We start from the raw sequence: 19,674 nt of genomic DNA on the forward strand, positions 1-19,674 counted from the left end.
TCAGTGCAACATTGATATATGAGATATCAATCCTGCGCGAGTGCCCACACAGATTGTCTGACTAATTGTTAAAGAGCGTGTCTCCCATCGAGACAGAAGGCGCATTCTACGCGACCCTCTCCGGCGGTCAAGGGCTAATTCGCTGCCTTGGCGCCGAGTGTCGAAGTTTTGCTCAGCGTCCGTTTTCCTTCCGCTTTGCCCCGTCGACAGGAAGCGCATTATAGGGAGGGAATTTCTGTTGGCAACAGGAAAATCCCCCCCTTGAATCGTTTGGTTAATTTTTACCCAACAGCCACTGTGCAGCACCCGCCAGATCATCGGCAATACAGTCTGCGCCACTGGACCCATCCACCGGTTTGCCACTGCGCACCTGGATACAGGTCGCCACGCCGGCATTTCGTCCCGCTTCTACATCACCTGGCTTATCACCCACCATGACAGAAGCAGCCACATCCAGTTGATGTTCTTGCGCCGCCTGCAGCAGCATGCCAGGGTTGGGCTTGCGGCACTGGCACTCTCCTACGTATTGAGGCAGCCCCTTCTCGGGATGATGAGGACAGAAGTACACTCCCAGCAGGGGCGCCCCCGCCTCGGCAAAACGCTCGCTCATCCACTGACTCAGGGTATGGAACTGCTCCTCAGTGTAATAGCCTCGGGCGATGCCCGATTGATTGGTTACCACCACCAACTGATAACCTGCCTTATACAGGCGGGCGCAGGCTTCCAGTGAGCCAGGAACAAACTCAAACTCATCGATCTCATGGACATAGCCGTGATCCAGGTTGATCACGCCGTCCCTATCCAAAAACACTGCTTTACGCACAGGCATACCTGTCTGCTCAAATCTCAATGGGGGTATTATCGATAAAGCCCTTGTGAACTCAAGGGATAGGGGCAGGAATTGAGGTTAAAAAAAAGCCCGCTTAGCGCGGGCTCAATCACAATTGGGGAGAGTTCTTTCCAAGATACCATCGCTGCCGTAAGGCTCCGCTCCCATCAGACCACCAGACACAAAGCAGTCATTTTGTTGATGGGGGAGCCATTACGTAGGGAAAGGGGCCTCTGTGTGCAAATCCCAACGTGCTCTCATACAGGCACCAACTGTACGGAGCCCTGGCAAATGAGTAAAATGAATTGACACCATGAAGTAGATTCCATTTTGGCATGAACACAACCATACGCTCCCTCAACTGTTTCCTGGCTTTGGTGAAATGTGGCAACTACACCAAAGCAGCTGACCAGTTGTTCATGACACAGCCGACGCTAAGCAAGATGATTCAAAGACTTGAAGAGAGTCTTGGGACGCCCTTGTTGGTTCGAAGCAATCAGGGTATTCGGCTGACCCCCGCCGGAGAGCACCTGAAGCAGACCTCAGAGAGCATCGTCGGCCAGTGGCATAGGCTGCAACAAGAGTTGGGAAGTTTGACCGACCTCACGTCAGGCACCTTGCGCCTGGGCATCTGCCCCATGCTCAGCAGCCTGATGATCGAACTGTTGTCCCAGTTTCGCCAACGCTATCCCGGGGTGGTGTTGAAGATGTCTGAGTATGGTGGCTATGGCTGTGAGCAGGCACTCATCGCCGATAAACTGGATATCGCCTTCACCGCCCTGCCGGTCACCCACTCAGAGCAGCTGGATTACAAGCAACTGGCCCAATACCCCCTGTGGGTGTGCCTGCCTCACTCTCACCCCTTGACCGAAAAGACCTCCATTCAGTGGCAGGACTTCCACAACGAATCCTTTGTCCTCTACAACGAGGACTTTTCCCTGGCCCAACTGATCAGCCGGCTCAGTCAGCAAAATGGCGTGAAACTTAAGGTGGCATTCCGCAGCGGTCAGTGGGACTTCCTGGCAACCATGGTGGAGAACGGAATGGGCCTGGCCCTGCTGCCCGCCCCCATCTGTCAGAAGCTTAACAGCGCCAAGTTGACCTTCCGCCCCATGGAGCCTGCCCTGTATTGGGACCTGGCCCTAATCTGGCGCAAATCTCTGCCATTGACTCCCGCTGCCGACGCACTGCTGACCCTCAGTCGTAACTTCGCCCCCGGTGACCTGGCACTCGAGGAGTACAATATATAGAGGCCTCTTCCTCCAGTTAGTCAGAGTCAATACGCCCGGTTTGGCTCCATGGATGCCAGCAGCATGGTGGACACCAACTGTACCTGACTGCTGGTGCCCGTCTTCTTCAGGCAGCTCTTTATCTGCTGCCTGACGGTTTTCACCGAGACACCCCGAGCCACGGCGATCTGCTCGCTGGTCATGCCGCTGCACAGAGAGTGACAGATCCCTGCCTCCGCCTGAGTCAAAGCAAACAGCTCCGCAATCCACTCTGTTTGGGGAACCCTGCCACCACTGCAAGGCTCAAAGGTCACCAACAGCGCACAACCGCTCTGCTCTCCCCAGATTCCACCGGTGCTCCAGTTCCAGGGACGAACATGCAACCATACCCGGCCTTTCGGCCACGTCAGCAACTCACGGCCAGGGGCTTCATTTCCCTTGCCATCCATAAACTGCATCGACTCATGGCGTAGGCGGTTGAACAGCAACTGGTGATCCGTCTCGGTGAAGCGGAATTCACTCTCTCGCCCCGCCAACACTCCCGCGCCCTTGGCAAACAGCTCTGCCTGATGATTACGGTAAAGAAGCTTACCACCGGGTGTGCAGATAAAAGTCGGGATGCTGCTGCTGTCAAACAAGCCGATGAGCTGCGCCCTTTGGGTTTCCAGAAATTCCCGGCGCCGCGCCATGGTGATGGCCTGCTCGATGTGAGGCACAAACAGGTTGGAGGTTCTTACCTGCTCATCGGTGTAGTGAGACTGATCCTGGCTACGCATAAACCCCAATTCAGTGATCAACCCATCATCATGGGTAATGAGGCAACCTATGGAGTGGCGAATCCTGGAGGGGCGGGCAAAGTCATTGTAGATCTCTGAGTTCAGAAACAGGTTGTCTTCATAGACCCAATGACTTGCATGGAACTGGCCTGGAGCGTGGGGCAGCAGAGCCTGACTCCACACATCCACCTGGTAGAAGTACTGGTTATACCGCTCAAAGTAGCGCTCATCGAACCCATAATCGTAAAATCCCAGGGGCTGGGAGTGCAGCCCCTCCCGGGCTAAAAGGAAGCAGTGATTGGACTCACTGAACCCAGCTACCCCCTTCAGCACTTCGATCCATAAGTGAGGCTCCTCAACAGCCTGATAGATCATCCTGATCAGTTCCGATTTCATCCTTGCCCGCCTTAGCACAATCCATTGTTTGTTTTTTATACCAGATGGTAGATGACGGCAATAGGAATCGAAACTAGATTCAATACCAGTCAGTTATCTTTGTTAGCGCAAAATCTTGTACGGCCCTTTGGGGAGCCTCTCGGCTCCCATTTTCTTTTTCGCTCTTCACACCCTGAGTCCTTCCCTGAAGCGACCTTAACTGAGAACCGAGCCACGCCCCGCCGAAGTCCAGGAGCAAAAGCCGTGACATTGGCCATGGTTTACTCTACCCTCGAGAAAACGGATATTGTATACAATTACCATGGACATCATCGACGGCCACACCATTCGCAAGGCCCTGCCCTACCCCAAATTGATAGACGCCTTGTCTCACGCCTTCTGCAGCGAGCTGACTGTGCCCATGCGCCACCACCACGACATGGTCAATCCAGGCCAGCGGGAAACTACCCTGCTGCTGATGCCTGCCTGGGAGAGTGGCGGCAAGGCCGGCGTCAAAATAGTCACAGTGGCACCGGAGCATGCCCCCAGCATCAAGGGTATCTATCTGTTGATGGACTTGGCCACCGGCACCCCGGAACTGATGATGGACGCGCCGGTGTTAACCGCAAGACGTACCGCCGCCGCCTCTGCCCTGGCCGCCAGCCATCTGGCACCCACCCATGCCTCAACCCTGCTGATGGTGGGCACCGGCGCCCTGTCTCTGGAACTGATCCAGGCCCATTGCGCCGTGCGCCCCATCAGTGAAGTAATGGTATGGGGACGCGAGCACAAAAAGGCCAGCTCCGTGGCCGAACAAGCTCGCCAACTGGGGCTTGAGGCCTGCGCGGTTTCTCATCTGGAAGCCGCTTGCCAAAAAGCCCAGATCATCTCCGTCGCCACGCTGTCTAAGGAACCGCTGATTAAAGGTCGCTGGCTGCAGAGCGGCCAACACCTGGATCTAGTGGGTGCATACCGTCCCGACATGCGCGAAGCCGATGACGACGTGATACGCCGATGCCAGCTGTTTGTGGACACCCGACAAGGTGCGCTGAAGGAAACCGGGGACCTGGTGATCCCACTGGCCCAGGGGTTGATAGTCCCAGAATCGATCGAGGCCGATCTGTTTGATCTCTGCCGGGGGCAGCACCCGGGCAGAACCGACGCTCAGCAGACCACCCTGTTTAAGTCTGTGGGCCACGCTTTAGAGGACCTGGCCGCCGCCAAACTGGTCGCCAGCACAGTACAACCGAGTAACCACCATGAGTAACCAACAACATCATTATCAGCAGCGCCGGCAACGGCTGATGGACGCACTGGGCAGCGATGCCGCAGTGATCCTGACCGCCTACCCTGAACGCACCCGCTCTAAGAACATCCATTACCGCTTTGTCCAGGACAAAGACTTCTACTACCTGACCGGCTTCGAAGAGCCAGACGCCGTAGCCCTGCTTCGCCCCGGCCATCCGCAATCATTCATACTGTTCAGCCGCCCCAAGGACCCGGATCAGGAGACCAGCTTCGGTGCACGAGCCGGCATAGAGGGCGCCATCAACGACTTCGGAGCCGATGCGGCTTACTCCCTCGATGAGCTGGATGTCAGGCTGCCGGAACTGTTGGACCAGCGCACTGACATTCTCTTGGGCGATGAGCAGGAACGGCTGGGACATAAGGTGTGGCAGTGGTGTAATTACCAGAGGCGCAACACCAGATTCGACCAACCCAAGGTGTATCGCCGCCTGCGCCCCCTGGCCGAAGTGCTGCACCCGATGCGGGTGATTAAAGATGAGATGGAGATTGGCCGCATTCGCCATGCGGTGTCCGCCAGCTGCCTGGCCCACCGTCAGGTGATTACCCACCTGAAACCCGAGATGAACGAAGCGGAACTCTCCAGCCTGTTTAACCTGGAACTGGCCCGTCACGGCTGTGTCAGCGATCCCTACCCCAATATCCTTGCAGGCGGCGAGCGCGCCATGTGCCTGCACTATGACCACAATAACCAGCCACTGGATGCCGGAACCTTGCTGCTGATCGACGCTGGCGGAGAATATCGGCACTACGCGGCGGACATCACCCGCACCTACCCGGTCAGCGGCCGATACACGGAAGAGCAGGCGATCATCTACGACCTGGTTCTCGATGCCCTCAATGCCGCCATCGAGCAGGCTAAGCCAGGCACTCCGTGGAATAGACTGTATGACACCGCCATGGAAGTGATCAGCAGAGGCCTTGTCGAACTGGGCATTCTCCAGGGGTCCTGGGAGCAGGTGCTGAAACAGGGGTCTCATAAGCCCTTCAGCGTCCACAAGACCGGGCACTGGTTAGGGCTGGATGTTCACGATGTGGGCCCCTATCAAGACGAGCAGGGACGGTGGCGGCCCCTGGAAGCCGGCATGGTGCTTACCATCGAGCCCGGCCTCTACTTTGGCGCCACCGACCTGCGCGTCCCAGAACGCTGGCGCGGCATCGCCATCCGCATTGAGGATGACATCCTGATCACCGCCGATGGTAACCAAGTCCTCTCCAAGAGTGCCCCCAAAACCCGCGAAGAGATCGAATCTCTGATGAGCTGACCGTTAACCGAGCTCTGCCTCCTCCGGCAGAGCTCGTCTTTTTCACTGTTCCCCCTCGATTTTTCCAGCTTTCATCACCTTTTCGCATTTCACAAATGTAAATGCGAATGGGTATCAGTATCGTTTTTGAGATCTCGATCACAAGCGTGCATCCACTAGCGAGCACAGAGTTTAAATAACAGTGATTCTCATTTAAATTTCGCTGCGTTCCGCATTTAACCTACTGTTTCGTTGTCAGGAGATCTCAATGTCTCACCCTCTTCGCCCCCTGGCGTTCGCCGTACTCGTCGCCCTGGGCTCCGCTCCCGTTTTTGCTCAAACCCCGGACACCTCCTCCATTGAACGGGTCGATGAGCGAATGGTGATAACCGCCATCTCTTTTGACAACTACAAGTCCGACTCTGCCAAAGGCGCCATGCGCTCCGACATTCCACTGCTGGACACCCCGCAGTCCATCACGGTGATTCCCGAACTGATCGCCGATGAGCAGTTGGCCACCACCCTGAGTGAAGTGCTAATCAACGACGCCAGCGTCACCTCAGGCTCCCAGAAATGGAACCGGGAGGTGTTCAGCCTGCGCGGCTTCGAACTCTCCTCCGGCAGCGGTTACCTTAGAAACGGTCAGCAGGCCTGGTCTCACTACGTGCACCCCATCGAGACGCTGGAGCGCATCGAGGTGCTCAAGGGCCCCTCCTCCATGCTCTATGGCCAGTCCGCCCCAGGTGGCCTGATCAACATGGTGACCAAGAAACCCACCTACGACACCATGTTTGAGTTCGCCTTCGATGTGGATGAGCACGGTTCTACCCGCTTCCAGGCGGACGCAGGCGGCGCTCTGAACCAGGCCGAGACCCTGCGCTATCGCGCCACTCTGGTAAAACAGGACGCGGAATACTGGCGCGAGTACCAGGATGGCAGCAGTCAGGAGCGAGACCGCTTCCTGGGCGCCCTGGCCCTGGAATACGATCTGGGCAACTGGGGTAAACTATCCGCCCACTACGACATGACCCAGGATAAAACCGGCATTGATCGCGGTGCCTGGCTGGACAGCGACGGCAACATCATCGGTGACAAGGACACCATCTGGGACATGCCCTGGGCCTTCACCGATAACGAGGTGGAGAACTACGGCCTGGATATGGACCTCTACCTGAACAGCGACTGGACCCTGACTCTGGGCTTCAACCACCAGATGTTCTCCCGCCAGCGCCTGGATTCCAGCCCCAGCTACGACTCCTACGTGGCCTACCAGGAAGCGGGCTATACCGACGGTCGTTACGACTACACCGCCTTCGACCGTTATGACGACTGGCAGTACAAGACCTACTACGCCGACTTCAATGGCTACCTGGACATCGCCGGCATGGAGCACCAGATCCTTATCGGCGCCAACATGCTGGATTACTACTATGGTCAACTGCGCGACAAGGACCAGACCCAGACCTATGTGCCCGGCGAGCCCCTGCCGCCTCGCCCCGACCTGGACTACAACCGCGACACCAGCCTGTATGAGTCCGAGTACAAGTACTACGGCTTCTACCTGCAGGATCTGATCACCCTGAACGAACAGTGGCAACTGCTGCTCGGCGGCCGCTTCGACATCCAGCGCAAGGATGGCCCCGGTAACAACAACGAGTCCTTTGTGCCCAAGGTGGGCGCCATCTATCACCCTCAGGAGAACAGCAGCATCTACCTGAGCTACTCCGAGAGCTTCGAGCCCCAGGGTGTGGTGGCCAAGGAGGATGACGTCAACGACGGCATGGATCTGGATCCTGAAACCGGCAAATCCTGGGAACTGGGCACCAAATGGGAGCTGGCCGATGGTCGCCTGATGGTGGACGGCGCCCTGTTTGACATCACCAAGACCGACATCGCCGTAACCGAAGACCTGGGTAACGGCCAGACCAAGACCACCCAGGGAGGCGAGCAGCAACACCGCGGCTTTGAGTTCTCCGCCCAGGGCCAGGCCTCCGAGCGCTGGTTTGTGATGACCTCCCTGATGTATCTGGATGCAGAGTACACCCACCACGACACCTACCAGGGCAAACGTCCTATCGATGCGCCAGAGTGGTCCGCTTCCGCCTGGACCCGCTACAAAATGAACGACCAATGGGCATTCAACCTAGGCGCCTTCTACGAGGGCGATCGCTACGCCGATCTGAACAACACCATCACCAAAGATGGCTACGTCCGCTTCGACGCCGGCGCCTCCTTCAAGGTGATGATCAAACAGGTGGAGATGAACCTCAGGCTCAACGTTGAAAACCTGTTTGATAAAGACTATAAGGCCGGCGGCTCCTACTCCGATCTGAGCATCGGTGCCGAGCGCAGCTTCCGCCTGTCCGCCCAGTTCAACTACTGATTTTTACCCCAATAAAGGCAGGCCCAAGGTGGCCTGCCTGTTTGCGTTAAAGGAACCTACCCATGCTGGCCAAACTCCATCGCTACCTGGCTGCCCTGGTCGCCCTGCCCCTGTTGCTGGTGATCTTCTCGGGCCTGCTGCTGGCACTCACTCCCCTGCTCACTCCAGACGCTGAAACCAAGCCGACGCCGGCCCAGTATCAGCAGACCCTGGAGATCCTGGAACAGCAGCAGGGCCCCATCCGCTTCGCCTTCGCCCTGCCCGAGCACCAATTGGTGATGGTGGCGTTCGAAGGCAAGAAGGGGCGCCAGTTTCTCGACCTCTACAGCGGGGAACCCGCCGAGCTGCCTTGGCAGTTTCAGCTCAGCCGCTTCGCTAAAGGACTGCACGTCAACCTGCTGGTGGACGCCAACTGGCTGGTGGAGTTGAGCACCTGGGTGATGCTGTTCCTCAGCCTCTCCGGATTGTTCCTGGCCCGACCCAAATCCCCCAAGGGAGTCATGGGCTGGCACACCGCCCTGGGCTGGTATGGTGCGCCCCTGATGCTGGTGGTCACCGTCACCGGCCTGCTGATGCTCCACCCCATGGGCGGTGAGCGGCCCAAGCAGGAACCTCACCCCTCCCCCATGAGCCTGGACCAGGCCTTCGATAAACTGGATGAGATCGACGTGGCTGCGATGCGCATGGTGCGGCGCACGCCTCAGGGCATCACCCTTTACTGGGAAAACGACCAGGGCACCCGCTGGCAGTGGCAACCGGATCAGCAAGAGAATGCGGTCACCCAACCCACTCGCTGGACCCGCATTCTTCATGACGGCAGCTTTGGCGGTCGGCCTGTGGCCTTTATCTATGCCCTGCTGTGTATCAGCGCCCTGGTGCTCTGGGGCACCGGCTTCTACAACTGGCTACGCCGTGCCCGGTTGAGCAGACCAACCAAGGCACCGGAAGGGGCCTGCCACCTGGTAGCCTACGCCAGTCAGACCGGCGGCGCCGCCGAACTGGCCAAAGACACCGGCTCTCTGCTGGAATCCCGCGGTGACAAGGTGCATCTGTGCTCCCTGGCCCAGCTCAAGGCGGAAGATCTCACCCAGTACCTGTCGGTGCGACTGCTGGTCTCCACCTGTGGTGACGGCGAGATGCCAGTTCAGGGACAGGGCTTCCTGGAGAGCCTGAAGCGGGTCAGCCTCAAGGGGGTGAGCTATCAACTGCTGGGTCTGGGTGACAGCCGCTATGCCAAATTCTGCCAGGCGGCCCATGACCTGGACAGTGCCTTGAGACACAGCGGCGCCTCACTGGTGGGCGGACTGGCTCTGGCCGACGGCGACCCCACCCAGGTGTGGCAAAGCTGGATCGGTGCAGCCGACAATGAACAGCCCCAATCTATGGCCAATACGGTATCACTGCGCCTGGAGGCCAGGCAGCGACTGGATGAGGGCCAGGAACGGACCCGGGAGACCTGGCGATTGCGCTTTAGCAGCGCGGAGCCCCTCAACTATCGCTGCGGCGATCTGCTGAAGCTGCGCCCAGCCCAGGGCGGCACTGAGCGCGCCTACTCCATCGCTTCGGCACCAAATGGCAACGACCTGGAGATTTGCGTGACCCTGCACCAGTGGCAGCACGATGGTGAAACCCGCACCGGCCTGATGTCCGGACAGCTGTGTCATGAATCACAGGTGGGCGATACGCTCGAAGGCCGCATCGCCGCCCACCCCGGCTTCAGACTGCCGGAGGATTCCTCCCCCATCATCATGGTGGCCGCTGGCTGCGGCATTGCCCCCTTCATGGGCTTTATTCGTCAGCGTCCACAGCTGCGCAACTGGTTGCTGTTTGGCAATCGCCATCAGCAGGGCGACTTCCTCTATGGGGAGGAGTTGCTCCAGCACCAGGAGAGCAAAGCCCTGGATCACCTGGACCTGGCTTTTTCCCGGGACCAGCAGCAGAAGATCTACGCCCAGGACAGACTGGAGCAAAGCCCCCAGCGGGTATGCGCCTGGCTGGAGCTGGGAGCCCATGTCTATGTCTGCGGCCATCTCGCCCTGGGTGAAGGAGTTCGCCAGGCACTGCTGTCCGCCTTTGTCTCTCAGGGAGCCGGGCCAGAGCAAGCTCAACAGCAGCTCAACCAGCTGATCGAACAGGGCCGCTACCACGAAGACCTGTTCTAATCCTGCCCGGTCCAATCAAGCGCGCCTGGGATGGCGCGCTTTTTTATGGCGGACAATTGACCAAGCAAACTGATGTGGGATCACGTAAAATGGCGCCTTTGACCCATTAACAAGAGCATGACCCATGGCGATTAACTGGTTCCCGGGCCATATGCATAAGGCGAGAAAAGAGATCGCCGAGCTGATGCCGCAAATTGACCTCATCATCGAGGTGTTGGATGCGCGCATCCCATTCAGCAGCGAAAATCCTCTGGTCCCCCAACTCAGAGGCGACACCCCCTGCATCAAGATCCTCAACAAAAGCGATCTGGCCGACCCGGAGATGACCGAGCGCTGGCAGGCCTACCTGGAGCAGGAGAATGGTGTGAAAACCATCGCCCTGACCCAGAAAAACAAATCCCAGGTAAAAAGCCTGCTGATCCTGGCCAAAGAGATGGTGCCCAAGACCCCGCTGCGCGCCCTGATCCTGGGGATCCCCAACGTGGGCAAATCCACCCTGATCAACACCCTGGCTGGCCGTACCATAGCCAAGACCGGCAATGAGCCCGCGGTCACCAAGGCTCAGCAGCGCATCCGTCTCGAAGACCACATCGTCTTGCACGATACCCCAGGCTTCCTCTGGCCCAAGCTGAGCCCGGAGGAGTGTGGCTATCGCCTGGCCACCACAGGTGCCATCAAAGACACGGTGGTGGAGTATGAAGAGGTGGCCATGTTTGCCGCCGAGTACCTGCGCACCACTTACCCTGAAGCCCTGTGCAAACGCTACAACCTGGAAGAGCTCCCGGAAGACGACATCGGTGTCCTGGACGCCATTGCCGCCAAGCGCGGCTTCCTGCGCCGAGGCGGCATTGCCGACCTGCACAAGGTCTCCGAGATCCTGCTGCACGAGCTGCGCGCCGGCTCCCTGGGTGCCCTGACCCTGGAAACCCCGGAACTGGTAGAGAAGGAGAAGGCCGAAGAGGAGGTTCGCGCCGCCAAGGCCGCCGAAGAGAAAAAGATCAAGGAAGAGCTTCGCGCCGCCAAAAAGCGCAAACGCCGTAAATAAGCAAAACCCGCCAGCTGGCGGGTTTTCTTTTATAAATCGCAGGGCTGCTCCATTTCATACACCACCTCGGTGGCCAACTCCATTCTGCCCAAGATGGCCACCCTGGCATCCTCCAGCCCCTTGTTGTAACACAGGGTTCCCAGGCGCTGCAGCATAAAATCCAGCAAGAAGCCCGCCTCAAACTGACCCAACTCCTGGTCCATCTCCTGTTCGCTGTACTCTTGCAGCGCTTCAACCAGCGCCTCGCGCTGCTCCTTGGTCAATTCAACCGGGTTCACATCGGCTCCATCAATAAATCTACTGAGTGAGCCAGTGTATCTTCTCACCCAGAGAGCCGCCAGACGCACTATCCCATCACATAGCTGATGGCGGCAATCACCGCCCCCTGAGGATCCTTTATCCAGCAGAAGCGCCCCACTTCGGGAATGTCCTGGGGCCCGTAGAGCAGCTCGCCGCCCAGCTCCGTCGCCTTGGCGGCCAACGCGTCCACATCGGTTACCGTGACATAACCGGTCCAGGCCGCAGGCATGCCCGGTTCGGGCGTCTGCATGATGCCACCGACCCCGGCACCACCATTCTCGATGATGTGATAGGCGCCCATCTCCATCTGCTGCTCCTTAAAGGTCCAGCCAAACAGGGGGCCATAGAACGCCATCGCACCTGCCGGATCAGAAGTAGACAACTCTTGCCAGCTATGGGCACCGTGGGTCTCAAAGGGTGAGCTCATGATTCTCTCCTTAAAGGGGGCAATCTGAGGCTAAAGTGTAGACAGTCCCTTGGCTCAGGTGGACAAAGTTAGAGCACTCAACCCGTTCGCCGTCGGGTTTTGTTCACTGCTTAGGCGGTTGAACGCCCTGCCCCTTTACAGCATCCCGCCGGTTCACTAACATGCATCCCCGTTGGAGAGATGGCTGAGTGGTTGAAAGCACCGGTCTTGAAAACCGGCAAGGGTTAATAGCCCTTCTAGGGTTCAAATCCCTATCTCTCCGCCATACATAAAGAAGCCCGCCTAGTGCGGGCTTTTTGCTTTTCTGTGCTCGAAGAAAACGAGAGATAATGCAGCAAGGAGCCTGCGACGACCCGAAGGGTAACCGAGTCCACGAGGGCGTAAGCCTAGTCTGGCCTCGCAACGAGCGCAGTGAGTAGCGCCGCAGGCGGCCGAACGAAATCAGGGTATCAATCCGCCCTTTCTAACTGCCTCCGACATACATAAAGGAGCCCGCCTAGTGCGGGCTTTTTGCTTTGTGGTATTCAGCATACCTGGCGCTGTAGCTAAACCACGACCATCAATTGCTCAATGGGAACTTACAGGTTCCTTTGCCCGGCATGGGATCGGGGTCGGAAGGCAGGTTCAGGAACTCATAGCTGGGATCATTGCCGCCAATATCGCTGCCATCGTGCCATTCGCTGGATCTTCCATCCTGGTTTTTGTCACGACCGCCCTTGAACTTATCCATGTAATCGTCGCTGAAGTGTCCAGTCGCCGGTACATTGGTGAACCAGTCAAACACCGTCAACCGGCGCATCACCCGCCACTCGTCACCGCGTTTCTCGAAATCAAACAGCATCCGGCCATACAGGGTAACTTCCCGAGCTTTATCCCCTTCACCGGCCAGGTGATAGGCGTAAACATAACTTTCGGCCTTGGCGGTATTTTCATCGAGCAAGTCGATAAGGATGTTGCTGATGCGGTGTTGCGTCATTCTGAGGCCGGCAAAGCCAGCCATTGCCTGACAGGGGAAGTTATTATAGGTCCCTGGTGCCGGGTTGCTCTCGGCATCGGTGAAGAACACCGGGAATTCGGGGTCCTGATGCTCTTCAATGGCTTCCGGCCAATACACAGAGCGCATCAGGCCGCGGTCCATGCGATCCAAAGAGCGCCCAAGGTGATAGATCACTTCGGTAATGGCCTGCTTATCGAGCAGGTCCTGTAGGCGATTTTCCGTGCTTCGACGCCACTGTTTGCCGTTGGCACTCTTGTCGGTAAATGCCCGGTCAAACCCGCCACCTGCAGCGGTTTCACCTGCCACAGCCAAGTGACTGGCTCCCATAGTCAGGCACAGCAGAGCCGCACCAGCCAAACCCTGTAGGCTGGAGAATCGATTAGCTAATTTCATCGAATGAGTTTCCTTAAATTGTTTTCCGTATTGAAGCCGAGCCTCAAAAAAACTGTTTGGCCCCAGCCACTTGAATGACTGGGGGGGCATATTTGCACTAGTCGGAAATTGCCTGTTTCAGAGCTGACAGGTAACCCTGCCGCATCTTCTGGCTCACGGCAGCACCGGGCACAAAGACCTGGCCACCGTGATACATGCCCGGGAATACGGCCAGTTCCGTGGGCACTCCCTCAGCCATCAGCCGCTGGGCATAATCAACCACCTCGTCACGAAACAGGTCGACGGCGCCAATGGTCAGGTAGGTCGGCGGAAGCCCAGCCATCGCTTTTGCCCTGGCCGGAGCGGCGTAGGGGGAGGCCTCCAGGCCAGGTGTGCCACCAAGGTACATCTCCCAGGCGTTGAAAGAGGTTTGACGGTTCCACACCGGGTAATCCTCCACCGCGCCAGAAGGGGTGGCATGCAGGTTGTCCAGCATGGGGTAGATCAGCAGCTGCAGTGCTATCTGCGGCCCCTGCTCATCACGGTTGCGCAGTACCATTCCCGCAGCCATACCAGCGCCGGCGCTGTCACCGCCGACGGCGATCCGAGTGGGATCGATTCCCAACTCCTTAGCGTTCTCTACAGCCCAGAGAAACGCCGCATAAACGTCGTTATGCCCAGCAGGGAATGGATGCTCCGGCGCCAACCGGTAGTCGACCGAGATAACGGTCGCCCCCAGGACCTGGGCAAACTCCCCGGCAAAATCATTGCTGTCGGCCCGCCCCATGATGTAGCCACCACCGTGAATCCACAGGATGGCCGGGGTAACTGCCGGAGCATGCTCTGGGCGGTAGATAAACACAGGTACCTCCCTCTCCGGGGTGACCACCGGCCTACGCTCCACTGTGACTCCCGGGGTATCCGGAAATTTCAACATGCTGTGCACCGTGGCTCTGGCGTCAAGAACCGTCTCTTCAGTGATCACCGCCAGCTCTGGCGGCAAATGCTGCAGGGGAGCACGGATCTCAGGATCGATAAATGACCTGACGTTGTGGGACAGGCTGGCAGCTGAATCACTCTCTGCCATGTCGCTGTGCTCGGCGGCACACCCAGTCAGAGCGGTCAGCGCCAAGGCGGTAACCAACCACTTTTTCGGCGAAACTGGTTTCATAACATCCTCATCATTCGAAGAGTCAGCCGTTGTCTCTCAAGCGGCCGACAATAGATTTGCCTTAACTTGGAATGGATTTTCGTCATCCCTTCCCTGTCTGTGTCGGCGTCAGTCGTAGGTGCCGCGAATCGGGTAGTTATTGTCCGGATTGCGGATAAAAGCCAGCCCGGACAGCAGGATGCCCAGCTCTGGGCGGGCAAAAGGACCATTGGACAGATCGAGCACCTGTATCTGCCCCTGTTCATTCACCACATAAAGGCCAGGTTCGGCGAAGGGGTGATCCGTCTCCTGAGCTGAACGGGGGTGGGAGATATACAGCCCCAGCTGCTGCATCTGCTCTACACTCAGACCAAACGCGATGGGGTAGCTGACGTTAAGCTCAGGCAGGTGGGCGGCAACCTGGGCCCTGCTGTCTGCGGACACTGCGACTATGTCGACGCCCAGTTTGAAAAACTCCTGTTTGAGTTTCTCTATCTCATTGAGGTAGCGGGTACACAGCGGACAGTGCCGACCGCGATAGACCACCACCATCTGCCAGTCAGCGCCACTCTGGGGAACACCCAGAGTGATAAGTTCCCCCCCTGTGGTAGTCACTTCAATGGCCGGAAACAGCTGTCCAGCTGCAATTTTCTTAGAACTCATAGAGATTACCTTTGCCCCCTTTCGGCAGGCTGTTAAAGAGTACAGGCAGCGCACTCAACCGCAGCGACAGGTCACTAACTGGGGGCTGCCCGTTATGGGTCATTAGAAGCTGAGGTAGTTGTAGCTGTCGTCCGCTTTATCGCGCTTGCCACGCAGCTTGTCGCTGTAGTTCTCAGCCCAGACGGCGGTGGCATTCTGGTTCTGGTTCCAGTCAAAGGTGGTGGAGCGATGCTTGATCTTCCAAACCCCATTGCGACGCTCAAACCTGAAGTGGTGACGGCCCCCCAGGATCCCCTCTTTATCCACCCCGTCCTCTTGATGAACGTGGTATGCCCAGACATAACATTCGGCAGTGGCGCTATCGCCATCAATCTCTATCAAGGGGTTGCTGATGCGATGCTGGGTCACCTTAAGGGCGCGAAACCCTTCCATCGCCGGGTCAACAAAGGCATGGGCGTTATCATTGTAGAAAAACAGGTCCGGAAAGATGGGGTCCTGATGCTCTTCGATGGCATCCTCCCAGTAGGTGGACTTCATCAGTTCGCCGTCCACCCGGTCCAGGGCCCGAGCAAACTTGTACATCACCTCGGTCATCTCCTGCTTATCAAGCAACTGCTGCAATTTCTGCTGCATATCCATGGTCAACTCCTATTCTTTCAACCCTGGCCGACGCCAAGGTGGGTTATGGTCAAATTGGGCTGAGAAAACTATTTGCTTTCCCATTGGTTTACAGGGTCCAGAACGGTGAACTTACGCGGGCTGGCCAACAGGTCCGGCAGATAGGCTTCGTACTCATCGCGATAGGACTTGCCCTGCAACTGGTTCTTCATGAAGTCATCCATAGAGGGCTCATTCCAGCGCTCATACAGAGTGAATTTATTGGGATTGTTGGCATCCCGGTGGAAATAGGTGGACACGAAAGTATCCTCCTTGGACATCGCTTCGAGGACGCCTGTCGCGCCCTGGACAAACTGCTCGACGCACTCGGGTTTAACGTCGAACTCCACGTAGAAAACAAGCTGCTTAGTCATGGTTCAGTACCTCTCAAAATGCTCATTTGGCCTGCTCGCCGGAGCCCGCTCTTTCGGGCTTTCAGCTGCAATCTGACTCGGCAACGACTTAAGCAAGATCCTCTGCCAGGGCAGACTGTCAGCCCCTTCGGTCGTTGACACTGATGGCAATGATAGATACGGTCACTGTGGAATATAAGAAGCTCAATTTGAATAGCATGAATTCCCAGTGGGAATACAGTAGAGAGATGAAGGAATCAGAATGGATCAGCTCAGTGCAATGAGGGCCTTCGTTCGTGTGGTACAGACCGGCAGCTTTTCCGCTGCAGCCCGAGAACAGAACACCACGCAGGCAACCATCAGCAAGAAAGTTGCCGCATTGGAAGCCAAACTGACTGGCAAACTGCTGACCCGCAGCAGCCGCGAACTGGCGCTGACTCAGGTCGGAGCCGAGTATTATGATAAGTGCGTGGCCATTCTTGCAGAGTTGGACGAAGCAGATGCGCTGGCACGCGCCGAAGTGGCCTCCCCCAAGGGAGTACTCAGAGTTTCAGCCCCCGTGGCCCTTGGCTGCCAGATTCTCGCCCCCATCCTGTCCGAATTTCTGACTCGTTATCCCGACATCAAGGTGGACCTGGCACTGACCGACAAACACGTGGACCTCATCAGCGAAGGTGTCGACGTTGCTATCCGTGCCAAGGAGTTGGAAGACTCCTCGCTGATTGCCAGGCACCTGTTCGATAACCCCCTGCTGCTGATAGCGGCACCCAGCTATCTCGAGCATCATGGCGAACCCAAGGAGCCTGAGGATCTGAAACGGCACAACTGCTTGATCTACTCAATGCTGAAAAGCATCAATATCTGGCACTTCAGCCAACAGGACCAAAACCATGCGGTGGCGGTCAGCGGCAACTTCCAGAGTGACAGCGGCGACGCCCTCTTGCAGCTGGCTTTGGATGGTGTCGGGCTTGTGCAACTGCCCATCTGGATGGTGAATGATCATCTGAAGAGCGGTTTGTTGAAACAGGTGCTACCCAACTATGAAGGCCACCCCCTGCCGGTGAATGCCATCTACCCCCAAAGCCGATATGTCCCCCTCAAGGTGAGGTGTTTCATCGACTTTCTAAGGCAGAAAATCAGCGACAACCCAATGTTCCAGTGACGTTCAGCCCCTCAGTCACACAAGCAACCGGGCAGAGTTCCTCTGCCCTTGCACCTTTTTACCGGCCATTTAAAAGTTCCCATTTGGAATAGTTAGTATTCAATCGCCCTACGTTCTATTCCCAAATCCTCTTGGTTAACCTCCTCCATCATCTACAAACCATTTAACGAGGAGGCTCTGTGAGTCGGTTCACCAAATACAACCGGTACAACGCACCTCAGGAGTCACTGCCTCATCTTGATAAAGCGCAAGAGCTGCACGGATTCCTGCCAAACCTGCTCGGTTACATGGCTGAGTCACCTTCCCTGCTGGGCAGTTACCTCTTTCTGTCAGAACAGGTAAACCATACGGATCTGACCCAGACGGAACGCCAGGTGGTACTGATGACGGTCAATCGCTTCCACGAGTGCCGTTACTGCATGGCGGGCCACAGCCAATTCTCAGAAGCCCATGGCGTCGATATGGAGGTGATCGACGCCATTCGCGATGACCGCCCCCTGAGTAACCCCAAATTTGTGGTGCTACGTAACTTCACTCTCAAACTGGTTGAGGCTCGAGGGGTGGTGTCTCAAGCACTGGTCAGCGACTTCTTCAATGCAGGTTATAGCAGGCGCAATGCCCTCGAAGTCATTGCCCTTATCGCCCTCAAAACCATGAGCAATTACACCAACCACCTGGTAGGCACCGATCTTGACGGCTTCGCAATGAATCAACGTTGGGTACCAGTCAATGAGCGCTAAACCCACAGCCAGACCATCGATGGCAAGCAGCCCCACTTTCCGCCGGCAACCAACCATTGAGCGCCAGCGGTTTACAACCTGATAAGAGATTAGGAGAAGCGTTAAATGAGCCAAGATATCCTGTTTGACCCAATGACACTCGGGAACACCCTGACCCTGAACAACCGCATTGTCATGGCCCCCATGAATCGCAGCAAGGCAGACGACAACCTGGTCCCCACAGAGGCCATGGCCGAATACTATGCCCGGCGAGCGGGCACCGGCCTCATCATCACAGAGTCATTGATGATCTCACCCACTGCCCAGGGTTACCCCAATACCCCAGCCATCTTTACCCGGGCACAAATCGACGGCTGGAGAAAAGTGGTAAAACGGGTCCATGACCAGGGCGGCAAGATCTTTGCGCAAATCTGGCATACCGGCCGGGTGTCCCACCCCATCTATCTCAACGGAGAGAAACCCTACGCCCCCTCCGCCGTTGCCCTGTCAGGTCGTGTGCCCCGTACCGATGACCTGCAATACGGAATCCCCAGAGAGATGAGCGAGGTTGAGATCCGACAGATGATTCAAGATTTCACCCAGGCAGCCATCAATGCTCGTGAGGCCGGTTTTGATGGTGTGGAGGTTCACGCCGCCAATGGCTACCTGCTGGATCAGTTCCTCCACTGGGACACCAACCGTCGCGAGGACCAATGGGGTGGAACAGAAGAAAACATGGCCCGTATTCTCTTGGAGGTGCTGGATGCAGTCACCCAGCAGATCCCTCAGGTGGGCTTGAGGCTGTCACCGGTAGCCTACCTTCATCTGGAACACGACGAGCGAGACAGGGCGGTCTTCGACTACCTGTTACCAAGACTGAATCAATACCCCCTCGCCTATGTTCACACTGGCATGTTTGAGGACAACCCATACCCTCACCTGGGCGGCACCGTCACCCAATACATTCGCCGCCTTTATGACGGCACAGTGATCGCCTGTGGTGGCTACGACACCGACAGCGGACGCCAGACCCTGCAACAAGGAGACGCCGACCTGATTGCCATCGGGCGGCCACTTATCGCCAATCCGGATTACATTGAGAAGGTGCGCAGCAACCAGCCTCTGATCAGCTACAGTGCCGACATGCTGGACACACTGAGATAAACAGGGAGCTCAGCCCCAGAGAGGTTCCTGGCCCTAGGAGAAAACTCAAAGCCCAACAGCCCCAGAAAAGGGCTGTTGGGCTTTGCTGTACCTGGATTGACTGCCGTCATGGCCAGCGTCTAGTAGCCGACTCCGGCTGACTGAACGTTTTCAGGATCGAAAGCGTGGCAGGGGGTCACCGCGTGTACTGCGCCACATTCGGGGCAGGCTGTCTCGAAGGTTTCCATCTCGAACGGCTTGCCGCAGTTTTTGCAGTTTGGTGTCAGGGGCATCGGCATGGGCGCTGAAGCAAACCCCATCATCCGCACCTTATCAACCACCTGCTTACCGTTTTCAAATTGAGCAGAGCATCCGTCATGCAT

At 57.2% G+C, this 19,674-nt stretch carries 19 protein-coding genes and 1 tRNA gene; 10 read left to right on the plus strand and 10 right to left on the minus strand.

Annotated elements, in window-relative coordinates; all coding sequences use genetic code 11:
* Positions 1–274 precede the first annotated feature (274 nt).
* A complete protein-coding gene (gmhB, locus tag ACN0RV_RS15020) occupies positions 275–823 on the minus strand; it encodes a D-glycero-beta-D-manno-heptose 1,7-bisphosphate 7-phosphatase (protein ID WP_417348904.1) in 549 nt (182 codons plus the stop codon).
* Between the two features lie 341 nt (positions 824–1,164).
* On the opposite strand from gmhB, the gene ACN0RV_RS15025 reads away from it, so the two are divergent.
* Complete coding sequence (locus ACN0RV_RS15025) at positions 1,165–2,079, plus strand: LysR family transcriptional regulator (RefSeq protein WP_028108359.1); 915 nt, start codon at positions 1,165–1,167, stop codon at positions 2,077–2,079.
* A 26-nt stretch (positions 2,080–2,105) separates the two neighbouring features.
* Here ACN0RV_RS15025 and ACN0RV_RS15030 read toward each other — a convergent pair whose 3' ends face one another.
* Entirely contained in the window at positions 2,106–3,230 is a 1,125-nt protein-coding gene (locus ACN0RV_RS15030; protein ID WP_417348788.1) for a helix-turn-helix transcriptional regulator, read from the minus strand.
* A gap of 286 nt (positions 3,231–3,516) precedes the next feature.
* Between ACN0RV_RS15030 and ACN0RV_RS15035 the strand changes: the two genes are divergently transcribed.
* The 5 genes from ACN0RV_RS15035 (at position 3,517) to ylqF (ending at position 11,348) form a co-directional block, all read left to right on the plus strand.
* Entirely contained in the window at positions 3,517–4,476 is a 960-nt protein-coding gene (locus tag ACN0RV_RS15035; protein ID WP_417348789.1) for an ornithine cyclodeaminase family protein, read from the plus strand.
* Positions 4,469–5,779, plus strand: a complete 1,311-nt coding sequence (locus tag ACN0RV_RS15040; RefSeq protein ID WP_417348791.1) for an aminopeptidase P family protein — start codon at positions 4,469–4,471, stop codon at positions 5,777–5,779. Before ACN0RV_RS15035 ends, ACN0RV_RS15040 begins: the two co-directional genes overlap by 8 nt.
* Before the next feature lie 247 nt (positions 5,780–6,026).
* A complete protein-coding gene (locus tag ACN0RV_RS15045; protein WP_417348792.1) occupies positions 6,027–8,141 on the plus strand; it encodes a TonB-dependent receptor in 2,115 nt (704 codons plus the stop codon).
* 62 nt (positions 8,142–8,203) lie between these two features.
* Positions 8,204–10,303: a PepSY domain-containing protein gene (locus ACN0RV_RS15050; RefSeq protein WP_417348794.1), complete on the plus strand. Its 2,100-nt coding sequence runs from the start codon at positions 8,204–8,206 to the stop codon at positions 10,301–10,303.
* Positions 10,304–10,427: 124 nt separating this feature from the next.
* Positions 10,428–11,348, plus strand: a complete 921-nt coding sequence (gene ylqF, locus ACN0RV_RS15055) for a ribosome biogenesis GTPase YlqF (RefSeq protein ID WP_417348796.1) — start codon at positions 10,428–10,430, stop codon at positions 11,346–11,348.
* Between the two features lie 29 nt (positions 11,349–11,377).
* Here the strand turns inward: ylqF and ACN0RV_RS15060 are convergent, their stop codons facing one another.
* Positions 11,378–11,626, minus strand: a complete 249-nt coding sequence (locus ACN0RV_RS15060; protein ID WP_417348797.1) for a DUF2164 domain-containing protein — start codon at positions 11,624–11,626, stop codon at positions 11,378–11,380.
* A gap of 68 nt (positions 11,627–11,694) precedes the next feature.
* Positions 11,695–12,075 (minus strand): VOC family protein, encoded by a 381-nt coding sequence (locus tag ACN0RV_RS15065; RefSeq protein ID WP_417348799.1) that lies wholly within the window; start codon positions 12,073–12,075, stop codon positions 11,695–11,697.
* A 174-nt stretch (positions 12,076–12,249) separates the two neighbouring features.
* Here ACN0RV_RS15065 and ACN0RV_RS15070 point away from each other — a divergent pair.
* A tRNA-Ser gene (locus tag ACN0RV_RS15070) sits at positions 12,250–12,340 on the plus strand.
* A gap of 294 nt (positions 12,341–12,634) precedes the next feature.
* Here the strand turns inward: ACN0RV_RS15070 and ACN0RV_RS15075 are convergent.
* The 5 genes from ACN0RV_RS15075 to ACN0RV_RS15095 all read right to left on the minus strand — a co-directional run bounded on the left by ACN0RV_RS15075 (position 12,635) and on the right by ACN0RV_RS15095 (position 16,288).
* Positions 12,635–13,465 carry a nuclear transport factor 2 family protein gene (locus ACN0RV_RS15075; RefSeq protein WP_417348801.1) on the minus strand — a complete coding sequence of 277 codons (831 nt, stop codon included), beginning with the start codon at positions 13,463–13,465 and terminating at the stop codon, positions 12,635–12,637.
* Positions 13,466–13,562: 97 nt separating this feature from the next.
* Positions 13,563–14,615: an alpha/beta hydrolase fold domain-containing protein gene (locus ACN0RV_RS15080; RefSeq protein ID WP_417348803.1), complete on the minus strand. Its 1,053-nt coding sequence runs from the start codon at positions 14,613–14,615 to the stop codon at positions 13,563–13,565.
* 108 nt (positions 14,616–14,723) lie between these two features.
* Positions 14,724–15,257: a redoxin family protein gene (locus ACN0RV_RS15085; RefSeq protein WP_417348805.1), complete on the minus strand. Its 534-nt coding sequence runs from the start codon at positions 15,255–15,257 to the stop codon at positions 14,724–14,726.
* 102 nt (positions 15,258–15,359) lie between these two features.
* Positions 15,360–15,896: a nuclear transport factor 2 family protein gene (locus ACN0RV_RS15090; protein ID WP_417348806.1), complete on the minus strand. Its 537-nt coding sequence runs from the start codon at positions 15,894–15,896 to the stop codon at positions 15,360–15,362.
* A gap of 68 nt (positions 15,897–15,964) precedes the next feature.
* Complete coding sequence (locus ACN0RV_RS15095; protein WP_417348808.1) at positions 15,965–16,288, minus strand: putative quinol monooxygenase; 324 nt, start codon at positions 16,286–16,288, stop codon at positions 15,965–15,967.
* Between the two features lie 241 nt (positions 16,289–16,529).
* Between ACN0RV_RS15095 and ACN0RV_RS15100 the strand changes: the two genes are divergently transcribed.
* The 3 genes from ACN0RV_RS15100 (at position 16,530) to ACN0RV_RS15110 (ending at position 19,312) form a co-directional block, all read left to right on the plus strand.
* A complete protein-coding gene (locus ACN0RV_RS15100) occupies positions 16,530–17,429 on the plus strand; it encodes a LysR family transcriptional regulator (protein WP_417348810.1) in 900 nt (299 codons plus the stop codon).
* A gap of 179 nt (positions 17,430–17,608) precedes the next feature.
* Positions 17,609–18,169, plus strand: coding sequence for a carboxymuconolactone decarboxylase family protein (locus ACN0RV_RS15105; protein WP_417348811.1), 561 nt, complete (start codon positions 17,609–17,611; stop codon positions 18,167–18,169).
* Positions 18,170–18,274: 105 nt separating this feature from the next.
* A complete protein-coding gene (locus tag ACN0RV_RS15110) occupies positions 18,275–19,312 on the plus strand; it encodes an alkene reductase (RefSeq protein ID WP_417348813.1) in 1,038 nt (345 codons plus the stop codon).
* 119 nt (positions 19,313–19,431) lie between these two features.
* Here the strand turns inward: ACN0RV_RS15110 and ACN0RV_RS15115 are convergent, their stop codons facing one another.
* Complete coding sequence (locus ACN0RV_RS15115; protein ID WP_417348815.1) at positions 19,432–19,674, minus strand: hypothetical protein; 243 nt, start codon at positions 19,672–19,674, stop codon at positions 19,432–19,434.

It is taken from the genome of Ferrimonas sp., assembly GCF_048263965.1.
Lineage (GTDB): Bacteria > Pseudomonadota > Gammaproteobacteria > Enterobacterales > Shewanellaceae > Ferrimonas.